The organism is Sedimentibacter saalensis (assembly GCF_007830175.1).
Lineage (GTDB): Bacteria > Bacillota > Clostridia > Tissierellales > Sedimentibacteraceae > Sedimentibacter > Sedimentibacter saalensis.
Genome location: NZ_VLKH01000004.1, coordinates 35,215 through 53,118, shown reverse-complemented (window position 1 = coordinate 53,118; position 17,904 = coordinate 35,215). Strand labels below are relative to the sequence as shown.

The 17,904-nt window shown below is 37.9% G+C and carries 17 protein-coding genes and 1 tRNA gene; 10 read left to right on the top strand and 8 right to left on the bottom strand.

What is annotated here, in order from left to right; translation table 11 throughout:
• Positions 1-22 precede the first annotated feature (22 nt).
• Positions 23-100, bottom strand: a tRNA-Pro gene (locus tag LY60_RS07855).
• A 169-nt stretch (positions 101-269) separates the two neighbouring features.
• Between LY60_RS07855 and LY60_RS07850 the strand changes: the two genes are divergently transcribed.
• Positions 270-659 (top strand): DUF1292 domain-containing protein, encoded by a 390-nt coding sequence (locus tag LY60_RS07850; RefSeq protein WP_145082195.1) that lies wholly within the window; start codon positions 270-272, stop codon positions 657-659.
• Between the two features lie 321 nt (positions 660-980).
• Here LY60_RS07850 and LY60_RS07845 read toward each other — a convergent pair whose 3' ends face one another.
• Positions 981-2,471: an IMP dehydrogenase gene (locus LY60_RS07845; RefSeq protein WP_145082193.1), complete on the bottom strand. Its 1,491-nt coding sequence runs from the start codon at positions 2,469-2,471 to the stop codon at positions 981-983.
• A gap of 310 nt (positions 2,472-2,781) precedes the next feature.
• Here LY60_RS07845 and ftsH point away from each other — a divergent pair, with 310 nt between their 5' ends.
• The 9 genes from ftsH (at position 2,782) to LY60_RS07800 (ending at position 11,873) form a co-directional block, all read left to right on the top strand.
• The gene (ftsH, locus tag LY60_RS07840) at positions 2,782-4,608 is read left to right on the top strand and encodes an ATP-dependent zinc metalloprotease FtsH (protein WP_145082191.1); all 1,827 of its coding nucleotides are present in this window, start codon (positions 2,782-2,784) and stop codon (positions 4,606-4,608) included.
• A gap of 16 nt (positions 4,609-4,624) precedes the next feature.
• Positions 4,625-5,074, top strand: coding sequence for a MarR family winged helix-turn-helix transcriptional regulator (locus LY60_RS07835; RefSeq protein ID WP_145082189.1), 450 nt, complete (start codon positions 4,625-4,627; stop codon positions 5,072-5,074).
• A gap of 534 nt (positions 5,075-5,608) precedes the next feature.
• Positions 5,609-6,475 (top strand): pyridoxamine kinase, encoded by an 867-nt coding sequence (locus tag LY60_RS07830; RefSeq protein WP_145082187.1) that lies wholly within the window; start codon positions 5,609-5,611, stop codon positions 6,473-6,475.
• Between the two features lie 365 nt (positions 6,476-6,840).
• Positions 6,841-7,578 (top strand): 3D domain-containing protein, encoded by a 738-nt coding sequence (locus LY60_RS07825; protein WP_145082184.1) that lies wholly within the window; start codon positions 6,841-6,843, stop codon positions 7,576-7,578.
• 120 nt (positions 7,579-7,698) lie between these two features.
• Positions 7,699-8,346, top strand: coding sequence for a uridine kinase (udk, locus tag LY60_RS07820; RefSeq protein ID WP_019229006.1), 648 nt, complete (start codon positions 7,699-7,701; stop codon positions 8,344-8,346).
• Entirely contained in the window at positions 8,339-8,902 is a 564-nt protein-coding gene (gene rnmV, locus LY60_RS07815) for a ribonuclease M5 (protein ID WP_145082182.1), read from the top strand. The genes udk and rnmV overlap by 8 nt, the downstream gene beginning before the upstream one ends.
• On the top strand, positions 8,902-9,768 hold the full coding sequence (rsmA, locus tag LY60_RS07810; protein ID WP_145082180.1) for a 16S rRNA (adenine(1518)-N(6)/adenine(1519)-N(6))-dimethyltransferase RsmA: 867 nt from the start codon (positions 8,902-8,904) through the stop codon (positions 9,766-9,768). Before rnmV ends, rsmA begins: the two co-directional genes overlap by 1 nt.
• Positions 9,769-9,783: 15 nt before the next feature.
• Positions 9,784-10,332 (top strand): cob(I)yrinic acid a,c-diamide adenosyltransferase, encoded by a 549-nt coding sequence (locus LY60_RS07805; protein ID WP_145082178.1) that lies wholly within the window; start codon positions 9,784-9,786, stop codon positions 10,330-10,332.
• A gap of 644 nt (positions 10,333-10,976) precedes the next feature.
• Positions 10,977-11,873: an LCP family protein gene (locus LY60_RS07800; RefSeq protein ID WP_145082176.1), complete on the top strand. Its 897-nt coding sequence runs from the start codon at positions 10,977-10,979 to the stop codon at positions 11,871-11,873.
• 43 nt (positions 11,874-11,916) lie between these two features.
• Here LY60_RS07800 and LY60_RS07795 read toward each other — a convergent pair whose 3' ends face one another.
• The 6 genes from LY60_RS07795 to nuoE all read right to left on the bottom strand — a co-directional run bounded on the left by LY60_RS07795 (position 11,917) and on the right by nuoE (position 17,860).
• Entirely contained in the window at positions 11,917-12,138 is a 222-nt protein-coding gene (locus LY60_RS07795) for an alpha/beta-type small acid-soluble spore protein (protein ID WP_019229001.1), read from the bottom strand.
• Positions 12,139-12,274: 136 nt separating this feature from the next.
• Positions 12,275-12,634: a hypothetical protein gene (locus LY60_RS07790; protein ID WP_212633465.1), complete on the bottom strand. Its 360-nt coding sequence runs from the start codon at positions 12,632-12,634 to the stop codon at positions 12,275-12,277.
• A gap of 82 nt (positions 12,635-12,716) precedes the next feature.
• The gene (gene asnB / locus LY60_RS07785) at positions 12,717-14,561 is read right to left on the bottom strand and encodes an asparagine synthase (glutamine-hydrolyzing) (protein ID WP_145082172.1); all 1,845 of its coding nucleotides are present in this window, start codon (positions 14,559-14,561) and stop codon (positions 12,717-12,719) included.
• Positions 14,562-14,812: 251 nt separating this feature from the next.
• Entirely contained in the window at positions 14,813-15,571 is a 759-nt protein-coding gene (locus LY60_RS07780; RefSeq protein ID WP_145082170.1) for a 2Fe-2S iron-sulfur cluster-binding protein, read from the bottom strand.
• The gene (locus LY60_RS07775; protein ID WP_145082167.1) at positions 15,561-17,372 is read right to left on the bottom strand and encodes an NADH-quinone oxidoreductase subunit NuoF; all 1,812 of its coding nucleotides are present in this window, start codon (positions 17,370-17,372) and stop codon (positions 15,561-15,563) included. Before LY60_RS07775 ends, LY60_RS07780 begins: the two co-directional genes overlap by 11 nt.
• The gene (gene nuoE, locus LY60_RS07770; RefSeq protein WP_232233070.1) at positions 17,369-17,860 is read right to left on the bottom strand and encodes an NADH-quinone oxidoreductase subunit NuoE; all 492 of its coding nucleotides are present in this window, start codon (positions 17,858-17,860) and stop codon (positions 17,369-17,371) included. The genes LY60_RS07775 and nuoE overlap by 4 nt, the downstream gene beginning before the upstream one ends.
• Between the last annotated feature and the right edge of the window lie 44 nt (positions 17,861-17,904).

Here is a 17,904-nt window from a genome sequence, read left to right as displayed (position 1 = left end):
TGCTTTTTAAATGAAAATTTTTTGGTCGGGATGAGAAGATTCGAACTTCCGACCCCAAGTCCCCCAGACTTGTACGCTAACCAAGCTGCGCTACATCCCGAATACATATGAGATTATAACCTATTTTGACAATTCTGTAAAGTGTTATTGAACAAATATTTTAAAAGTGAATAAGAATTTAAATTTAATGTTGCTTTTTAAATTGTATTCTGTTAAAGTTTAAATATCCATGTATGTTGGATAAAATATTATATAAGGATGTACAAAAAATGAGTGAAGATAAAGATTTATTTGGCTGCAACTGCTCTGATGATGAAGGATGCGATTGCAACGACGAAGGATGCGGATGCGGTTGCGGAGACCACGACGAAGAAATAATGACAATTACGCTTGAAGACGGAACAGAAGTTGAATGTGCAATAATTGCCATTTTCCCAGTAGAAGACAAAGACTACATAGCATTGCTGCCTTTAGAAAATCAGGAAGACGGAGAAGTATTCCTGTACGGCTTTGAAGAATATGAAGACGGAAGCTTTGAATTATTGAGCATAGAATCTGACGATGAATATGAACAAGTTACAAAAGCTTTTGACGAAATTCTTGATGAAGCTGAAATTGATGAATTACTTGACGACGAAGAAGAAGACGAAGATAAATAATATAAAACCCGCCAACGCGGGTTTTGTTTTTTGTCAGAATATTTCTTAAAGGGTTATTCGTAACTTGCAGACGGGCGGGCACAAGACGAGGCCACTGAAAAACTATATATTTATTCACTGTCATTCTGAGGCGTAGCCGAAGAATCTCATGTTTTCAACAAAGATGAGATCCTTCACTGTCGTTCAGGATGACAGGAAAGACTTTTTCAGTGACGTCCACAAGACCCGCCCCTACGGATGGTGCATTCAAAGGTTACTTTTCACAATAAGAAGGAGATTAGTAAGTTGCATGAAAAAACCGGCTTTTCAGCCGGTTATATTTTATTGGTTTTTAAGAATTACGTCGTGAGCTCCGCCTTCTGAAATGCTTGTTGAGGATACAAGACAAAGTCTTCCGTTATTCTGAATGTCTTTAATTGTTTTTGCTCCGCAGTTGCAGAATGTTGATTTGATTTTGTGAAGTGTGCTTCCAAGACCATCATCTAGTTTACCGGCATATGGAACGTATGAGTCAACGCCTTCTTCAAATTGAAGACCTGCCTTGCCGCCTAAGTCATATCTTGCCCAGTTTCTTGCTCTGTTGGAACCTTCGCCCCAATATTCCTTAACATAACCGTTGCCATACTTTATTTTAGCTGTAGGGCTTTCGTCAAATCCTGCAAAATATCTTCCGAGCATTACGAAGTCAGCACCCATTGCCAAAGCTAATGTGATGTGGTAGTCAAGAACAATTCCGCCATCTGAACAAATAGGAACATAAATTCCTGTTTCTTCGAAATATTCGTCACGAGCTGCAGCAACATCAAGCACTGCTGAGGCTTGACCTCTTCCTATACCTTTTTGTTCTCTTGTAATGCAGATTGAACCTCCGCCGATTCCTATCTTTACGAAATCTGCTCCTGCATCAGCCAGGTATCTGAATCCTTCTCTTTCAACAACATTTCCGGCTCCAACCTTAACTTTGCTGCCGTAAGTGTCTTTAATCCATTTTATAGTGTCAGACTGCCATTCGCTGAATCCTTCTGAAGAATCTATGCATACAATGTCAACTCCTGCTTCTACAAGAGCAGGAACTCTTTCTTTGTAATCTCTTGAATTGATTCCGGCACCAACAATATATCTTTTCTGACTGTCAAGAAGTGAACGTGGGTTTTCCTTGTCTTCTGAATAGTCTTTTCTGAAAACCATGTACACCAGATTGAAATTATCATCAACTATAGGCAATGAATTCAATTTGTGCTCCCATATGATGTTGTTTGCCTCAGTGAGGGAAATTCCTTCGTGTCCCACAATCAGGGATTTGGCAGGAGTCATGAATTCTTTAACTTTTTTATCAAGAGGGTCCCTTGTTGTCCTGTAATCTCTGCTTGTTACAATTCCCAAAAGCTTGCCTGTTGGAGTTCCATCTTCTGTAATTGCCATTGTTGAGTGGCCTGATCTTTGTTTAAGATCAAGAACATCACTTAAAGTGTTTTCAGGTGTAAGATTTGAATCGCTTATAACAAAACCAGCCTTGTATTTTTTTACTTTGCGAACCATTTCTGCTTCGCTTTCAATTGATTGAGATCCGTAAATAAATGAAATACCGCCGTTTTTTGCTAATGCAATTGCCATGTTGTTGTCAGATACTGACTGCATTATGGCTGAAGAGAATGGTATGTTAAGTTTTAAATCAGGTTCTTCACCTTTTTTAAATCTGCAAATGGGTGTGCTTAAATCAACATTTTCAACAATGCAATCTTTTGTGGTGAGGTTTGGTAAAAGTAAATATTCTCCAAATGTTCTGGACGGCTCGTTGATAATTCTTGCCATGGTTATCTCCTTTTCGAATGTTATCACTATTATAATTATTCTTGATAGATTACCATATCATAACTTTATTGTCAACTCTATAATTTCATAATAAATTTTAACTATGACTCGTAAATTCCTGTACAGCATTGAATAACAAAATGTAAAAAAAGCCGTCCATTGCACACGAAAAAAATTGTCCGTATGATAAAATAATAACCATTTTATTATAGATATTATTAAGATTGGTTTAATAATAAGTATATATAATGCAATAATATATATTGAATATAGATATTATGAAATTTAAACATACTTTATCGGAGGACGTATGAAAGAACATAAAAACAACAAAAAACCATTTGTCTATTATTACATGATAGTCATGTTTGTGGTAATACTTTTAAATGCAATGGTGTTTCCATATTTGAACCAGATGCAGTCAAAAATAAGTGAGGTTGACTACGGAACATTTTTATCAATGGTTGAGTCCGGAGATGTGACAAAGGTTGAAATAAATGAAACACAAATAGCTTTTAAAGCAAAATCGAATCCTGAAGGAGTGTATGTCACGGGCAAAATGGAAGACCCAATGCTTGTTGACAGACTTCTTTCATCAAGAACAAAAATAGAATTTGGCAAGATAGTACCCAAGGAAAATTCAGTGCTGATGGAAGCCATTTTGTCATGGGTTATTCCTGTACTGATATTTATAGCAGTAGGACAAATTTTATCTAGACAGTTGTCTAAAAAAATGGGCTCATTCGGCAATTCCATGCAGTTTGGAAAATCAAATGCAAAAGTCTATGTGGAGGCACAGACAGGAAAAAGGTTTGAAGATGTTGCAGGACAGGATGAAGCAAAGGAAGCGCTCACTGAAATTGTTGACTTCCTTCATAATCCTAAAAAATATGAAGAAATAGGTGCAACAATGCCAAAGGGCGCACTGTTGGTGGGACCTCCGGGAACAGGAAAGACATTGCTGGCAAAGGCTGTGGCAGGGGAAGCCAAAGTTCCTTTCTTCTCAATTTCCGGTTCTGAATTTGTGGAGATGTTCGTTGGTATGGGAGCTGCAAAGGTAAGAGACTTGTTCAAGCAGGCTCAAGAAAAGGCGCCGTGTATTGTTTTCATAGATGAAATAGACACCATAGGAAAGAAAAGAGACGGGGGAGGCATAGGCGGAAATGATGAAAGAGAGCAGACATTGAATCAGCTCCTTACTGAAATGGATGGATTTGACGGCAAAAAAGGAGTTGTTATTCTTGCAGCCACTAACAGGCCGGAATCTCTGGACAAAGCATTGTTAAGACCGGGTCGTTTTGACAGAAGAATACCCGTAGAACTTCCTGACCTGGCAGGACGTGAGGCAATTTTAAGAGTCCACGCTAAAAATGTGCATTTAGATGAAAGCATAGATTTCAATGCAATAGCAAGGGCTACAGCAGGGGCTAGTGGTGCTGAGCTTGCTAACATTATAAATGAAGGAGCCCTTAGGGCTGTTAAAAATAAAAGAGCAACAGCTTCACAGGAAGATCTGGAAGAAGCAGTTGAAGTTGTCATAGCAGGTTATCAAAGAAAAAATGCTGTTATTTCTCCTAAGGAAAAGAAAATCGTAGCTTATCATGAAATAGGTCATGCGCTTGTGGCAGCCAAGCAGACTGAATCTGCTCCTGTACACAAAATAACCATTATACCGCGTACATCCGGAGCACTTGGATATACCATGCAGGTTGCAGAGGAAGAAACATTCCTTTTGTCAAAGGAAGAAGCATTCAATAAAATTGCCACATTTACAGGTGGCCGTGCAGCTGAAGAAGTTGTTTTCAACACATTTACAACCGGAGCTTCAAACGACATCGCTCAGGCAACAAACCTTGCCAGGGCAATGGTAACACGTTACGGCATGAGCGAAGAATTCGACATGATGGCACTTGAAACAGTGAACAATCCATACCTTGGGGGAGAATCATCTCTTGCTTGTTCATCAAACACTTCAAGTAAAATTGACGATGAAGTGTTAAAAATTATTAAATCCGCTCATGACAAAGCCATACAGATATTGAAGGACAATGAAGAAAAACTTCATGAACTTGCTAATTACCTGCTTGAAAAAGAAACAATAACCGGGGAAGAGTTCATGGAAATATTGAACAAATAATCAAAGAAGGTGCTGTATGCGAAATGAATTGTTGAGAAAAGAGCTGTGGGACATGATCAGATTTACAAACATAAATCTGGAAACAGCCTTTAAGCCTTTTATAGAGATACATGGACTTACAATGATGCAAAGCAGAATACTTGTTGCTGTGAAGGAATGTGAACAGGCCACAGTGGGAACAGTGTCAAAAATAATTGATGTAAAAAGCGGCAATGGTTCAAATATGTGTAAAAAGCTTGAACAAGAAGGGTTTGTAAAAAGAATAAGAAGTTTAGAGGACGAGAGGGTTGTGAAGCTGGTACTTACAGAAAAAGGAGAGAAAACCCTTGAAAAAATAAATGAGGATATTTTGAACAAATATGGACCGGTTCTTGACAACAAGACAGATGAAGAATTTGAACAAATGATAAAAGGAATAAAGTTACTTAATCAGCTGCTAATAGATTTTGACAAAATAGCACAGTAATAAATAAAAAAATGTAAAAAAATGTTTTTGTACCCCAAAATTATTAGGGCTTGTTCGAATAATATAACAAGTAGGTAATACTTAATAAACAAGCCCCCCTTGTAAAGAGTTATTAATTATGAGTCTTTACTTTAATAAAAGATGGTTTCTGCAGAGATCATCTTTTATTTATTTTATGACCTAACCCCATTGTTGCGAGCGATAGTGATGCAAGAATGGATGGTAGGTCAAACGCAATGAGTTCCGTATGATTTACCCAATTTATACGAGCGGTAGCGAAGGATAAATTGATGGTAATTCAACCGCAATGAATTCCAAATTTGTGTGAGCGATAGCGAGCAAACAAGTTTGCGAATGAAACTGCGAAATTTATGCGACCATAGGGAGATGATAAATTGGTGAACGAAACTGCGCTATGACCACGCCTAACCCCATTGTTGCTATCTGTCATCTTCATTATCAACAAATCTGTACCTTTAGAAAGTTATAGAATAAGGTTATATTTATTTTATTAAATCAAGAGGGGATATTATTATGAAAAACGTTCCTAAAATTGCAGCAATCCATGATATGTCAGGTGTTGGAAGATGTTCAATGACAGTGCTTATGCCTGTTCTTTCGGCTCTTGGATGTCAGGTTTGCCCGCTTCCCACTGCTCTTTTAAGCAATCATTCAGAGTATAAAAATTTTTATTTTTTTGACTTTACAGAGCATATGGAAGAATACTATTCAAACTGGGAAAAAAACAACGAAGAATTTGACTGCTTGTACAGCGGATTCATAGGTTCGGAAAAACAAATCAACATCATGCTTGACATTATAAATAAAATAAAATCAAAAAAAGATGTGCTTGTTGTTGTGGACCCTGTAATGGGAGACCATGGCATTACATACAAGACATATACCGATAAAATGGTAGAAAAAATGAGCCAGCTGGTGCACAAGGCAGATATAATCACTCCTAATATGACTGAAGCAAGCATATTGCTTGGAGAAAAATATTTGGACCATAGAATTGACACGGAACTTCTAAAAAGTTATTTGCAAAGGCTTTGCAGTCTTGGTCCGGACATATGTGTCATTACGGGAATAGCAACAGTTGATGGTGAAAACATCAATGCATGCTACGATAAAAGAAACAATGAATACTGGAAAATTCCGTTTAGGTTTGTTAACAAAAGGTATCCCGGTACAGGAGATTTGTTTACTTCTCTTTTGGTTGGATATCTCATGAATGACAAAAAACTTCCTGAAGCAATTGAAGAAGCTTCAAGGTTTGTATCCCTGGCTGTTAAGGAAACTTACGAGGCAGGAACACCCAGCCGTGAAGGGGTATTGTTTGAGAAAATAATGAAAGAATTGTACAATGAAATAGAAGTTTATAAATATACAAAATTATAAAATATAATCCTGTACAGAGCAGCTGTTTATACAGCTGCTTAATTTTTTTATTTTTGGAATATTTTTTAAAAAACTGTAAATAATAATCATAATTTACATAGATTTTACAGCCACAAATGCCTCTCTAGGGCATGAAATGAGCAAGACCCTGATTAAAAATGTCAAAAAAATAAAAAAAAGCTTGCAAAAAAACAGGAAGTGTTGTACAATATCATTTGTTCAAAAAATGTGGGATTTTGAAAAGGGATTGCCAATAATGCGTAAATTCATACTTATGCAAAAAGTAAATTTTCTTATGAAAATTTATACCTTTAATTGACAACGCCAAGTCAATTACTGAGAAACTATTAAAGGTTGGTGTTAAAATGAAAAAGAACAAAATGTACCCGTTTATAATATTAACAGTACTGATAATGAGCTTTGTTTTAACTTATTATAACCGTGGTAACATGAAGAATATTGCATTTGCAGACACAGAAAATACTGTTGCATCAAATGCAGTAACTCCATTTAAAGAACTGAAATACGATATTGACAGAAGCAGCGTAGAACATGAGACAAAAATAGTATATAACGATCAAAAATATGTTGACTACAAAGAAGTAGTCCAAGAAGGATCAGACGGAATGAAAAAATCCGTCTACCAAGAATCATATGTGGACGGAAAACTTATTTCCAAATCGTTGGAAGAAGAAATCGTCTATATAGAACCTGTAGAAGAAATAATTGAGGTGGGAACAAAGGAATATGTTGTAGCAACATCAAGAGGCGGATTCCGTTTTGATCAGGAACTTGATATGGTTGCTTCAGCCTATGACTTGTCTTATGAAAGTTGCGGCAAGTATCCTGACCACCCCGAATATGGTATAACAGCATCTGGCACAAAAGCTCAGCCAGGTACAGTTGCAGTAGACCCGAGTGTAATACCTCTTGGAACGAAGCTTTATATAGCTTCCACAGATGGCAGTCCTGACTATGGTTTTGCAACGGCTCTTGATACAGGAGGAGCGATAAATGGTTACAGAATAGACTTGTTCATGGAAAATGGAACAGACGCACAAAATTATGGAATAAGGCAAGTAAAAGTCTACATACTGGAGTAACCAGAAAGAAAAAATTGCTTGAAAGAGCAATTTTTTCTTTTTTTGAATATAAATATAGGCAAAATTATAAAAGTAGTGTATATTATTATTAGATTAACATTAGACGAGGAGTAAGATTTTATGAAAAAACCAATATTCATAGGAATATGTGGAGGAACCGGTTCAGGAAAGACTACAATAGTGAACAAAATATATTCTGAGGTTCCGGAAAAAAGTATAGCAATAATGGAACATGACTCATACTATAAAGACCAAAGCTCATTGACATACGAAGAAAGATGCAAGACTAATTACGACCATCCATTTGCATTTGACACAGATTTGTTTGTGGAACACATCAAGGTACTTAAAGAAGGAAAATCCATAAACAAACCCATATATGACTACGGAATTCACAACAGAAAAACAGAGACAGTAGCTGTCGAGCCCAGAGAAATAATAATTGTGGAAGGACTTCTTGTATTTTACGAGGAAAGAATAAGAGACCTGCTAGATATAAAAATTTATGTTGATACAGATGCTGATATAAGAATTTTAAGAAGAATAATCAGGGACATCAATGAAAGAGCTAGAAGCCTCGATTCTATAATAAACCAGTATATGAACACCGTACGACCTGCCCATGAGCAGTTTATAGAACCAAGCAAAAAATATGCGGATATAATTGTAACTGAAGGCGGCAACAACCTTGTTGCCATTGACCTTATGGTTACAAAAATAAGATCTCTTTTGAACATTGAACAATTAAAGGAGCAACAGCTTGATTAAGGAAATAATAGTGGTTGAAGGCAAGTCAGACATTTCAGCAGTGAAAAAAGCTGTTGATGCGCAGGTAATTGCAACCAGCGGACTTGGCATAAACGATCAAATAATAAAAACAATAAAAAAAGCCTCAAAGAACAAGGGGATAATAATACTTACAGATCCGGATTATCCAGGCAAGAAAATCAGAAACATTCTTTCTTCTGAAATAGAAAACTGCAAGCATGCTTTCATTCCTAGAAACCTGGCAAACAAGGACGGAGACATAGGAGTTGAAAATGCAAGCCCAGAGGTCATTAGGGAAGCACTTGAAAACGCCAGGGCTGAAATATCAGAAAACATCCAGGAATTTTCAAACAGTGATATGGTATACTATGAGCTACTAGGTAACGAAGATGCTTCCAAAAGAAGAGGCTTACTTGGAGATGAGCTTGGAATAGGCTACTGCAGTGCCAAGCAATTTTTAAAAAGGCTTAATACTTTTGGAATAACAAGAGAAGAATTAGAAGAAGCTATAATTAAAATTGAAAATTCTAAGATTGATAAGGAAACGGATAAATAATGGATGATAAAAAACTGTATTCACCGAAGGTGATGAAGTACATATTAGACAAGTACGGATTCAAATTCAGCAAAAGTCTTGGGCAGAACTTTCTTATAGACGGCAACATTATAAACAACATTGCTGAAACGGCAGAGCTTGACGAAAATTCCGGAGTAATAGAAATAGGCCCTGGATTTGGAACATTGACTCAAGTTTTATGCAGCAAGGCTAAAAAGGTAGTTGCCATAGAAGTAGACAAAAGCCTTGAGAAAGTCCACAAGGAAACACTTGATTATGACAACATAAAAATCATATACGAAGATTTTATGAAAGTTGATGTTGTAAAACTAATAGACGAAGAATTCCAGGGAATGGACGTCAAGATTGTGGCAAATCTTCCCTACTACATAACAACACCAATCATAATGAAAATACTTGAAGAAAGATACAAAATATCAAAAATAGTTGTAATGGTTCAAAAAGAAGTGGCTGAGAGACTTAATTCCACAGCAGGAAGCAAGGAGTACGGTGCAATCACACTTGCTGTAAATTACAGGGCTGATACAAGAATTGCCATGATTGTTCCAAATACAGTGTTCATGCCGAGGCCAAAAGTTGATTCAGCAGTAATTTCATTTGACATTCTTGATAAGCCGAGAATCCAGGTTCTCGATGAAAACATGCTTTTTGCAGTAATTAAAGCATCGTTTGGACAAAGAAGGAAGACACTTCTTAACGGCCTCAGCAACAATTTGAAATTGCCCAAGGAACAAATAAAAATGGTTTTAGAAAGAGCAGGAATTGATCCGGGAGTGAGAGGGGAAACATTGAACCTCCAACAATTCGGGGATATTGCTGATGAGATTATAAAACTAAGCAATTAAAATTAGGAGGTATTTATGATTATTTATACTAAGACAGGAGATAAAGGTCAGACTTCGCTTTACGACGGAACAAGAGTTGACAAAGATTCACTGAGGGTTGAATCTTACGGAACAATTGATGAGCTCAATTCTTCCATAGGATTTGCAGCAAAGTTTGTTGAAGATGAAGCCATAAAAGACCAGCTTCTTAAAATTCAGATAAGGCTGTTTTTTGCAGCCGGGGAACTTGCAACTGTTGAAGAAGGAGTTTACAAGTACAAAATCAGAGAAGAAGACATTAAAGCCCTTGAAGGAATAATTGATGAATATCTGCCGAAAATTTCCGGTGCAGACAAATTTATAGTGCCGGGTTCTTCAACGGCAGCAGCTGCACTTCATGTTTCAAGGACAGTGTGCAGAAGAGCCGAAAGAAGGATACTGTCTCTAAAAAGACACGAGACAGTCAGCGATGTGCTGCTCAAGTTTATAAACAGACTTTCGGATGTTTTATACACATATGCAAGATTTCTTGAAAGTAACCTTACAATAATGGATTTTGAAAAATATTACAATGAAGGACTGTAATCTTCATTCAATAAACAACACGGGCGGGCACAAGACCCGCCCCTACGCATCGATGAATTTATATCTCGATGAATTTGAAATCACGGGTTGTAGGGGAGGATTACTGTCCTCCCGGAGTTACATCATTGAGATAACAACACGGGCGGGCACAAGACCCGCCCCTACGCATCGATGAATTTATATCTTACGATGAATTTGAAATCACAGGTCGTAGGGGAGGACTACTGTCCTCCCGGAGTTACATCATTGAGATAACAACACGGGCGGGCACAAGACCAGCCCCTACGCATCGATGAATTTATATCTTACGATGAATTTAAAATCACGGGTTGTAGGGGAGGATTACTGTCCTCCCGGAGTTACATCATTGAGATAATAACACGGGCGGGCACAAGACCCGCCCCTACGCATCGACAAGTTGAATCTTACGATGAATTTAAAATCACGGGTTGTAGGGGAGGACCTCGTGTCCTCCCGAAGATTACAAAATATAAATAACATGAATTGTTTAATAGACAGAATACAGAAAGACGAAAGCCTTTCTTTTTTTGTTTATAAAATATTAAGATTTATAATCTTTACAAAAGAAATATTTGTGATATTATATATCAGTGAGTAATGTAATAGTTTTGGAGGAATATAAATTGAAGCATTTTTTTAAAGTGTTCTTCATATCGCTGTTTTGTTTTTCGTTAGTTATAATAGGCGGATTTGTTATGCTCAACGGACTTCACGGCGGAAATGCAGATGCCACTGATATTTTTAATATGATAGGCAGCAACAAGGACGAGAGGGTCAATATCCTTCTTTTAGGACTTGAACATGAACGTTCGGACACAATAATGGTAGCAAGCTACAACACAAAGACTAAGAAAGCAGATGTTATATCAATACCAAGAGATACATATGTGGACAGAGATGGTTTTGTAAACAGCGCAAACAACAAAATAAATTCTGTTTATACTGTAAAAGGTATCGAAGGTTTGGAAGAAATGATTCAAAACATAACAGGAATAGAAATAGATAAATATGTTACTATAGATTATGACGGTGTGAGGGCAGCAGTAGACGCTGTTGGAGGAGTTGAAGTAGACGTTCCTTTCCATATGAGATATACTGATCCATATTCAGATCCACCACTTGACATAAACATCCCCGCAGGCAAGCAGATTATAAACGGCGATAATGCTATGGAATTCTTGAGGTTCAGAAAGACAAACTATTCAGGTTATTCTGGATATGCTGAAGGAGATTTAGGGAGAATAGAAGCTCAGCAGGGATTTGTGAAATCAGCAATAAAAAAAGCTTTGACTTTCAGGCTTCCAAAGGTTGTTGCTGAAGTATTCCCTTATGTAGATACAGATTTTTCTCTTTCTGAAGCAACATCAATGGCTGCAAGCTGTGTTGGACTTTCCGCAGACACAATCAACTTCCATGTGCTCCCGGGAACAACTCAGACTATTAACGGACTTTCATTTTTCGTAATGAATCAGGCAGAAACAAAGGATCTTGTTTACAAAATCCTTGATATACAGCAATAAATAAAAAAAACGCCAAGAGGCGTTTTTTTATTAGTATGCAACATTAAAATATGTCATTGTCAGATGGTTTAGCATTGTTTTGTACCAGCATATTTTCTCCCATGCGAACCATTTCTCTGACACTTAATCCGTTAACAATAGCAGGATACATAGCTGTTGCATTCACATTTAACGTCGGTATTCCAAGTTCATTGGATATTTCCATTTTCAAGCTGTTTATTGCCTGCTGTGCTTCCGGGACAATTAATTTATTTCTGCTGCTCATACTATACAGCTCCTTTCATTTTGAGCTATATTATATTATTGACTTATGCATTAAAATTAAACTGATAAAATTTTCATTAAATATTAAATAATTATTTTTATGTAAAAAATGAGCAGATAAACTGCTCATTATTATGCTATCTTGGAACAGTTGTGGGAGTTTCAAGATCGTTCCACAACCAATTATCATGTTTGCAGCAATGGTGCCTTCTTCCGCCAGTACCGAGAACATCGTCACATCTTCTTCTTCCGCCAGTACCGAGAACATCTTCACATCTTCTTCTGCCGCCTGTACCGAGAACTTCATCGCATCTGTCCCCGCCGGTTCCTAAAACACCGTCATTGCATCTGCATCTTCCGCCTGTACCAAGAACGCCCTGACAACGTCCTGTTCCATCTATGCAACCTGGTCCTCTAAGAGCAATGCGTTGAATTCCGAAGTCTCCTGCTACATTGTCATTTCTTCTTCTGCACCTGTGTGATCTATTGCGACACATCATAACACCTTATTCATTTAAATTTGAGCCAAGCTCATTAATATCATATTCACAGTGTCCAAATGTGTTACCGTTTTAATGATTAATCAATAATTTTTATATTATATTCTTCCATCCACAAATTGAGCTGAATGAAATATGCTATAAGCTGCGGTCCTGCCATCAGTTGCCCATACCATGGCTTTGTGAATGATTTTCCACCTGACTGGACTATTTCTGTGACTTTTTGTTTGTCTACTAGCTGATAAATTGGCGCTTTTTTGTCTGACAAAATATCTGTCATCCATTTCTGGACTGCATTGGTATAGTCAATGTGGTGAGTCTTTGGATATGGGCTTTTCTTTCTGTCAATTATGTCATCAGGAAGTATACCTCGCAGAGACTCCCTTAAGAGACCTTTTTCTCTGCCGTTGTAAAACTTGATGCTGTTAGGAATGTTGAAAGCATATTCTACAATTCTCTGATCTGCAAAAGGTACCCTAACCTCAAGACTGTTTTCCATGCTCATGCGGTCCTTTCTGTTGAGAAGCGTCATCATGAACCATTTTATGTTCAGGTAGAACAGTTCTCTCATCCTTGATTCTTCTTTAGATTCTCCTTTAAGTTTTGGAACCTTGTTTATGGTGTCTGTGTACATTTGATGGACGTATTCTTCAAGGGGAAGGTTAAGAAATTCTTTGCTCAATATTTCTCTTCGTTCCTTTGTAGATTTAGACCAGGGGAATGTGTCTGCATTAATGTCTTCTGGCCTTGTGAACCAAGGGTAGCCTCCGAAAATTTCATCTGCACATTCACCGGAAAGAGCAACAGTTTCATTTTTCCTTATTTCTCTGCAAAACAACAATAGAGAAGAGTCAATATCAGCCATTCCGGGGAGGTCATTTGCTCTCACTGCATCCCCCAGAGCCTTTACAAGTTCAGTATTTTCAAGAATAACTGTATGGTGTTTGCTGCCGATGTAATCTGCCATTATTTCAGCAAAAATCTGGTCAGAGGTAGGCTGAAACAAGTTTGCCTGAAAATATTTGTCGTTGTCCCTGTAGTCTATGGAATATGTGGGGAGAATGCCTCTGCCTGTTCTTTTATAATATTCTGCTGCAATGGCAGAAATAGCGCTGGAGTCCAGTCCTCCTGAGAGGAATGTGCATACAGGAACATCAGAAACAAGCTGTCTTTCCACGGCGTCGATTAATAGATTTCTTGTTGTGTTTTTTGTTTGTTCATAGTCTTCCTCATGAGATTTTGCTTCAAGTTTCCAATATTCCTTAAGAATGACTTTTCCGTCTTTGTATGTCATGCAGTGTGCCGGAGGAATTTCCTTTATATCTCTAAAAACTCCGTTTCCTAACGAGCGAGCAGGGCCAAGTCCGAGTATTTCCATTATTCCTTCTTTATTTATTACAGGCTCAACAATGGGATGGGCGAGAAGTGCCTTTATTTGTGAAGCAAATAAAAGGTTGTTATTTTTAAGAGAGTAAAACAAAGGCTTTACACCAAGAGGATCTCTTGCCAGGAACAATGATTTTTCATCCTGGTTCCAAACACCAAAGGCATAAATTCCGTTAATGTGTTTCAAGGCTTCTTCGCCCCACTCCATGTAGGCAACAAGAAGTACTTCAGTGTCTGAATAGGATTCAAATTTGTAACCAAGTTTAATTAGATCATCTCGTACTTCATCTGTGTTGTAAAGCTCGCCATTGTAAACAAGCACATATTTGTGTCCACCCTTGTATCTTGTCATAGGCTGAGCTCCGCCTTCAGCATCCACTATTACAAGTCTTCTGTGGCCTAAAATTGCATTTTCTTCCGTGTAGAAACCTGAGTTGTCAGGTCCTCTTTTTTCAAGCTTATCTGTCATTTTTTCTACTGATGTTATATTGTCACTGATATTTTCCCGGAAGTTTATCCATCCTGCTATTCCGCACATATAATGCCTCCTACTTTTTAACATAAAACATTATTATGTTGTATGAAATCTATTGTTCCAAGTTTTGAAATTTTAATTAAAAAAACAAGGATTGTATCCTTGCTTTTGGTTGATGATATTGGTTTCTTAATATATTGGTAACCTTCTGTAAATTTGAAATCAAAGTTTGTAGGGGAGAGCCTTGTACTCTCCCGAATAGAACAATTTTATATTAATAACAGCGGGCGGACACGAGGTCCGCCCCTACGAATTTAATGTGATGCATAATCCTTGTAGGATTCTTTAAATTTTTCGCTTATGCTTTTCTTTCTGCATGATTCGCAAATGTGTTCAGAACTTTCCTCGCCAAGTTTTTTATTTATAAAATTCAATGCTTCTTTTGTGGTGTAATATTTTCCGCAGCTTGTGCATTTTACGAGATTAAACTCTTTGTTCCATATGGTCCTGGTGTTGTCCTTATCAGTGAATTTTATGGCCCTTGTGGGGCATACTTCTGCACATGCTCCGCAGCCTATGCAGTCTTTGGAGGAATCATCGTAAGGAGTGGAAACTTTTTTTGTTGTTCCTCTGTTCACAAGAGAAATTGCAGATGTCCCCATTTTTTCACAGGCCTTGACACACAAACCGCAGAGAATACAGTCCTCAGTGCTTGTTTTATCCTCATACCTTTCTGGGGGGATGACTTCATATTCTTCAGCCAGTTTTTTGATGTACTGGTTGTTTGGAGTTTTAAGCAAAAGAAGCAAAATTATGTCCTTTCGCATTTTTTTTATTTTATCTGAATTTGTAACTACCTCCAGGCCGTCTTTAATGGGGAATACGCATGATGAAACAACTTTTGTGCGTCTTCCTTCATTTACTTCAACCATGCACAGCCTGCAGCGTCCCTGACCTTCAAATCCAGTCTTGTGACAAAGATTTGGTATGTCCACGTTGTTTCTTTTGGCAAGCTCCATGAGAGTTTCTCCGGGAATTCCTTCGTAAAGATTACCGTCTATTTTAATTTTCAACTAAAGCACCTCCGATCACAACAGCTCCTGACGGACATACAGCGAAGCATGATCCGCATTTAATACATGCGTCCTTATTAATCATGTGAGGAGATTTAAGCGTTCCTGAAACTGCACCTGTTGGACACTTTTTAGCACAAAGACCGCATCCTATACAGATGTCTTTGTTAATGGAATAGGATGTGAGATTCTTGCACACACCTGCGCTGCATTTTTTATTTACAATGTGATCAATATATTCATCCCTGAAATATTTCAATGTTGTCATGACAGGATTTGGAGCAGTCTTTCCAAGACCGCATAAAGAAGCTTCCTTGATTGTGCCGCTTAAACTTTCAAGGAGATCCAAATCTTCCATTTTTCCGTTGCCGCTTGTAATGTTGTTTAAAATTTTAACCATTGTGCTGATGCCTTCTCTGCATGTTGTGCATTTGCCGCAGGATTCTTCAGCAAGAAATTCCATGTAGTATCTTGCAAGTTCAACCATGCATGTGGTGTCGTCCATTACTATGACGCCCCCTGAGCCCATCATGGAGCCAATGTTGTTAAGAGAATCAAAGTCCATGGAAACATCCAGGTGTTCCTTGGGGATACATCCTCCGGAAGGACCTCCTGTCTGTACAGCTTTGAACGTCCTGTCCTTGATTATTCCGCCTCCTATGTCAAAAACAAGCTCTCTTAGTGTTGTTCCCATTGGAATTTCCACAAGACCTGTATTTTTTACTTTTCCTACAAGGGAAAAGACCTTTGTTCCGGAATTTTTTTCTATTCCTATGCTTTTGAACCAATCGGCTCCTTTCATTATAATAGGAGGTACATTGGCCCATGTTTCAACGTTGTTAAGAACCGTAGGCTGGTCCCATAAACCCTTTTCAACACTTCTTATGTACTTAGCCCTTGGCTCGCCGACGCTTCCTTCAATTGAAGCCATGAGAGCGCTTGATTCACCGCATACAAAGGCGCCTCCGCCCCTTACGATTTCAAGGTCAAAGTCAAAACCGCTTCCCATGATGTTTTTCCCGAGAAAACCATGAGCCATGGCACTTTCAATTGCCAGCTGCATATTTTTTCTCGCCAGCTGGTATTCGTCCCTTATATATAGGAAACCTTTGTTTGAGCTAATTGCAAATGCACAGATTATCATTCCTTCAATGACAGTGTTGGGGTCGCCTTCCATGACGCTTCTGTCCATGAATGCGCCGGGGTCACCTTCATCACCGTTGCATACTACGTATTTTGGATTGTTTTCGAATTGATAGCATGTTCTCCATTTGCTTCCGGTGGGGAATCCGGCACCGCCTCTTCCTCTTAATCCTGAAGATTCAATTTCTGTGATTACCTGTTCAGGAGTCATTGAAAACAACACTTTTTCAAGGGCTTTGTAGCCACCCCGCTCCTTGTAGTCTTCAATGCTTTGAGGGTCTATTTCACCTATGTTTCGCAGGGCAATTTTGTTTTGATGTTTGTAAAAGGAGGCATCCTTGTGAGACACAATTCTTTTTTTCGCGTTGGTATCAAAGTAGAGGAGCCTGTCAACAACTTCACCCTTAAGTATTGTTTTTTCAACTATTTCATCTACATCCGCTTCTTTTACCTTGAAATATGAAATTTCATCAGGCAAAATTTTAACAACCGGCCCTTTTTCGCACAGACCGTTGCAACCGGTAGACTTAACTGAGGGAACAACATCTATTGAGGTGTTTTTTAATTTATCAAGAAACTTTGTGTACACATTGTAGCTGTTGTTGGCAAGACAGCCGGTACCGCAGCACACAAGTATTTTTCTTTTTTCGCTGCTCATTTTGCCCTCCTGTATTCTTCAATAACTGACTTCACTTTTTCCTTTGTCATTCCGCCGTAATATTTATCGTCAATAACCATGACAGGGGCCAGGGCACAGGCACCTAGACAGTTAACAATTTCAATTGAAAACAATCCGTCAGACGTTGTTTCTCCGGGAATTATGTCTAGAACTTCAGCAACTTCATCCATCAATGCATTGGAACCTCTTATGTGACAGGCGGTTCCATTACAAACCTTTATAATGTATTTTCCTTTTGCCTTTAGGCTTAATGCCTTGTAAAATGTGGCCATGCTGTAAATTTCACTTACAGGCAGTCTTAAATATTCAGCAATTAAATTCATGGTTTCTCTGGGCACAAATCCATATTGTTTTTGTACATCCTGAAGTATTGCAAGCGTGAATCTTTTTTCAGGAGGATATTTATTTAATATTTCATATGATTCCTTTAAGTCGATGCTTGAATCAACCATCATTATCACCTTCATTTAAAATTCAGAACATCCAAATGATGTCTAGTTTATGACAAAGT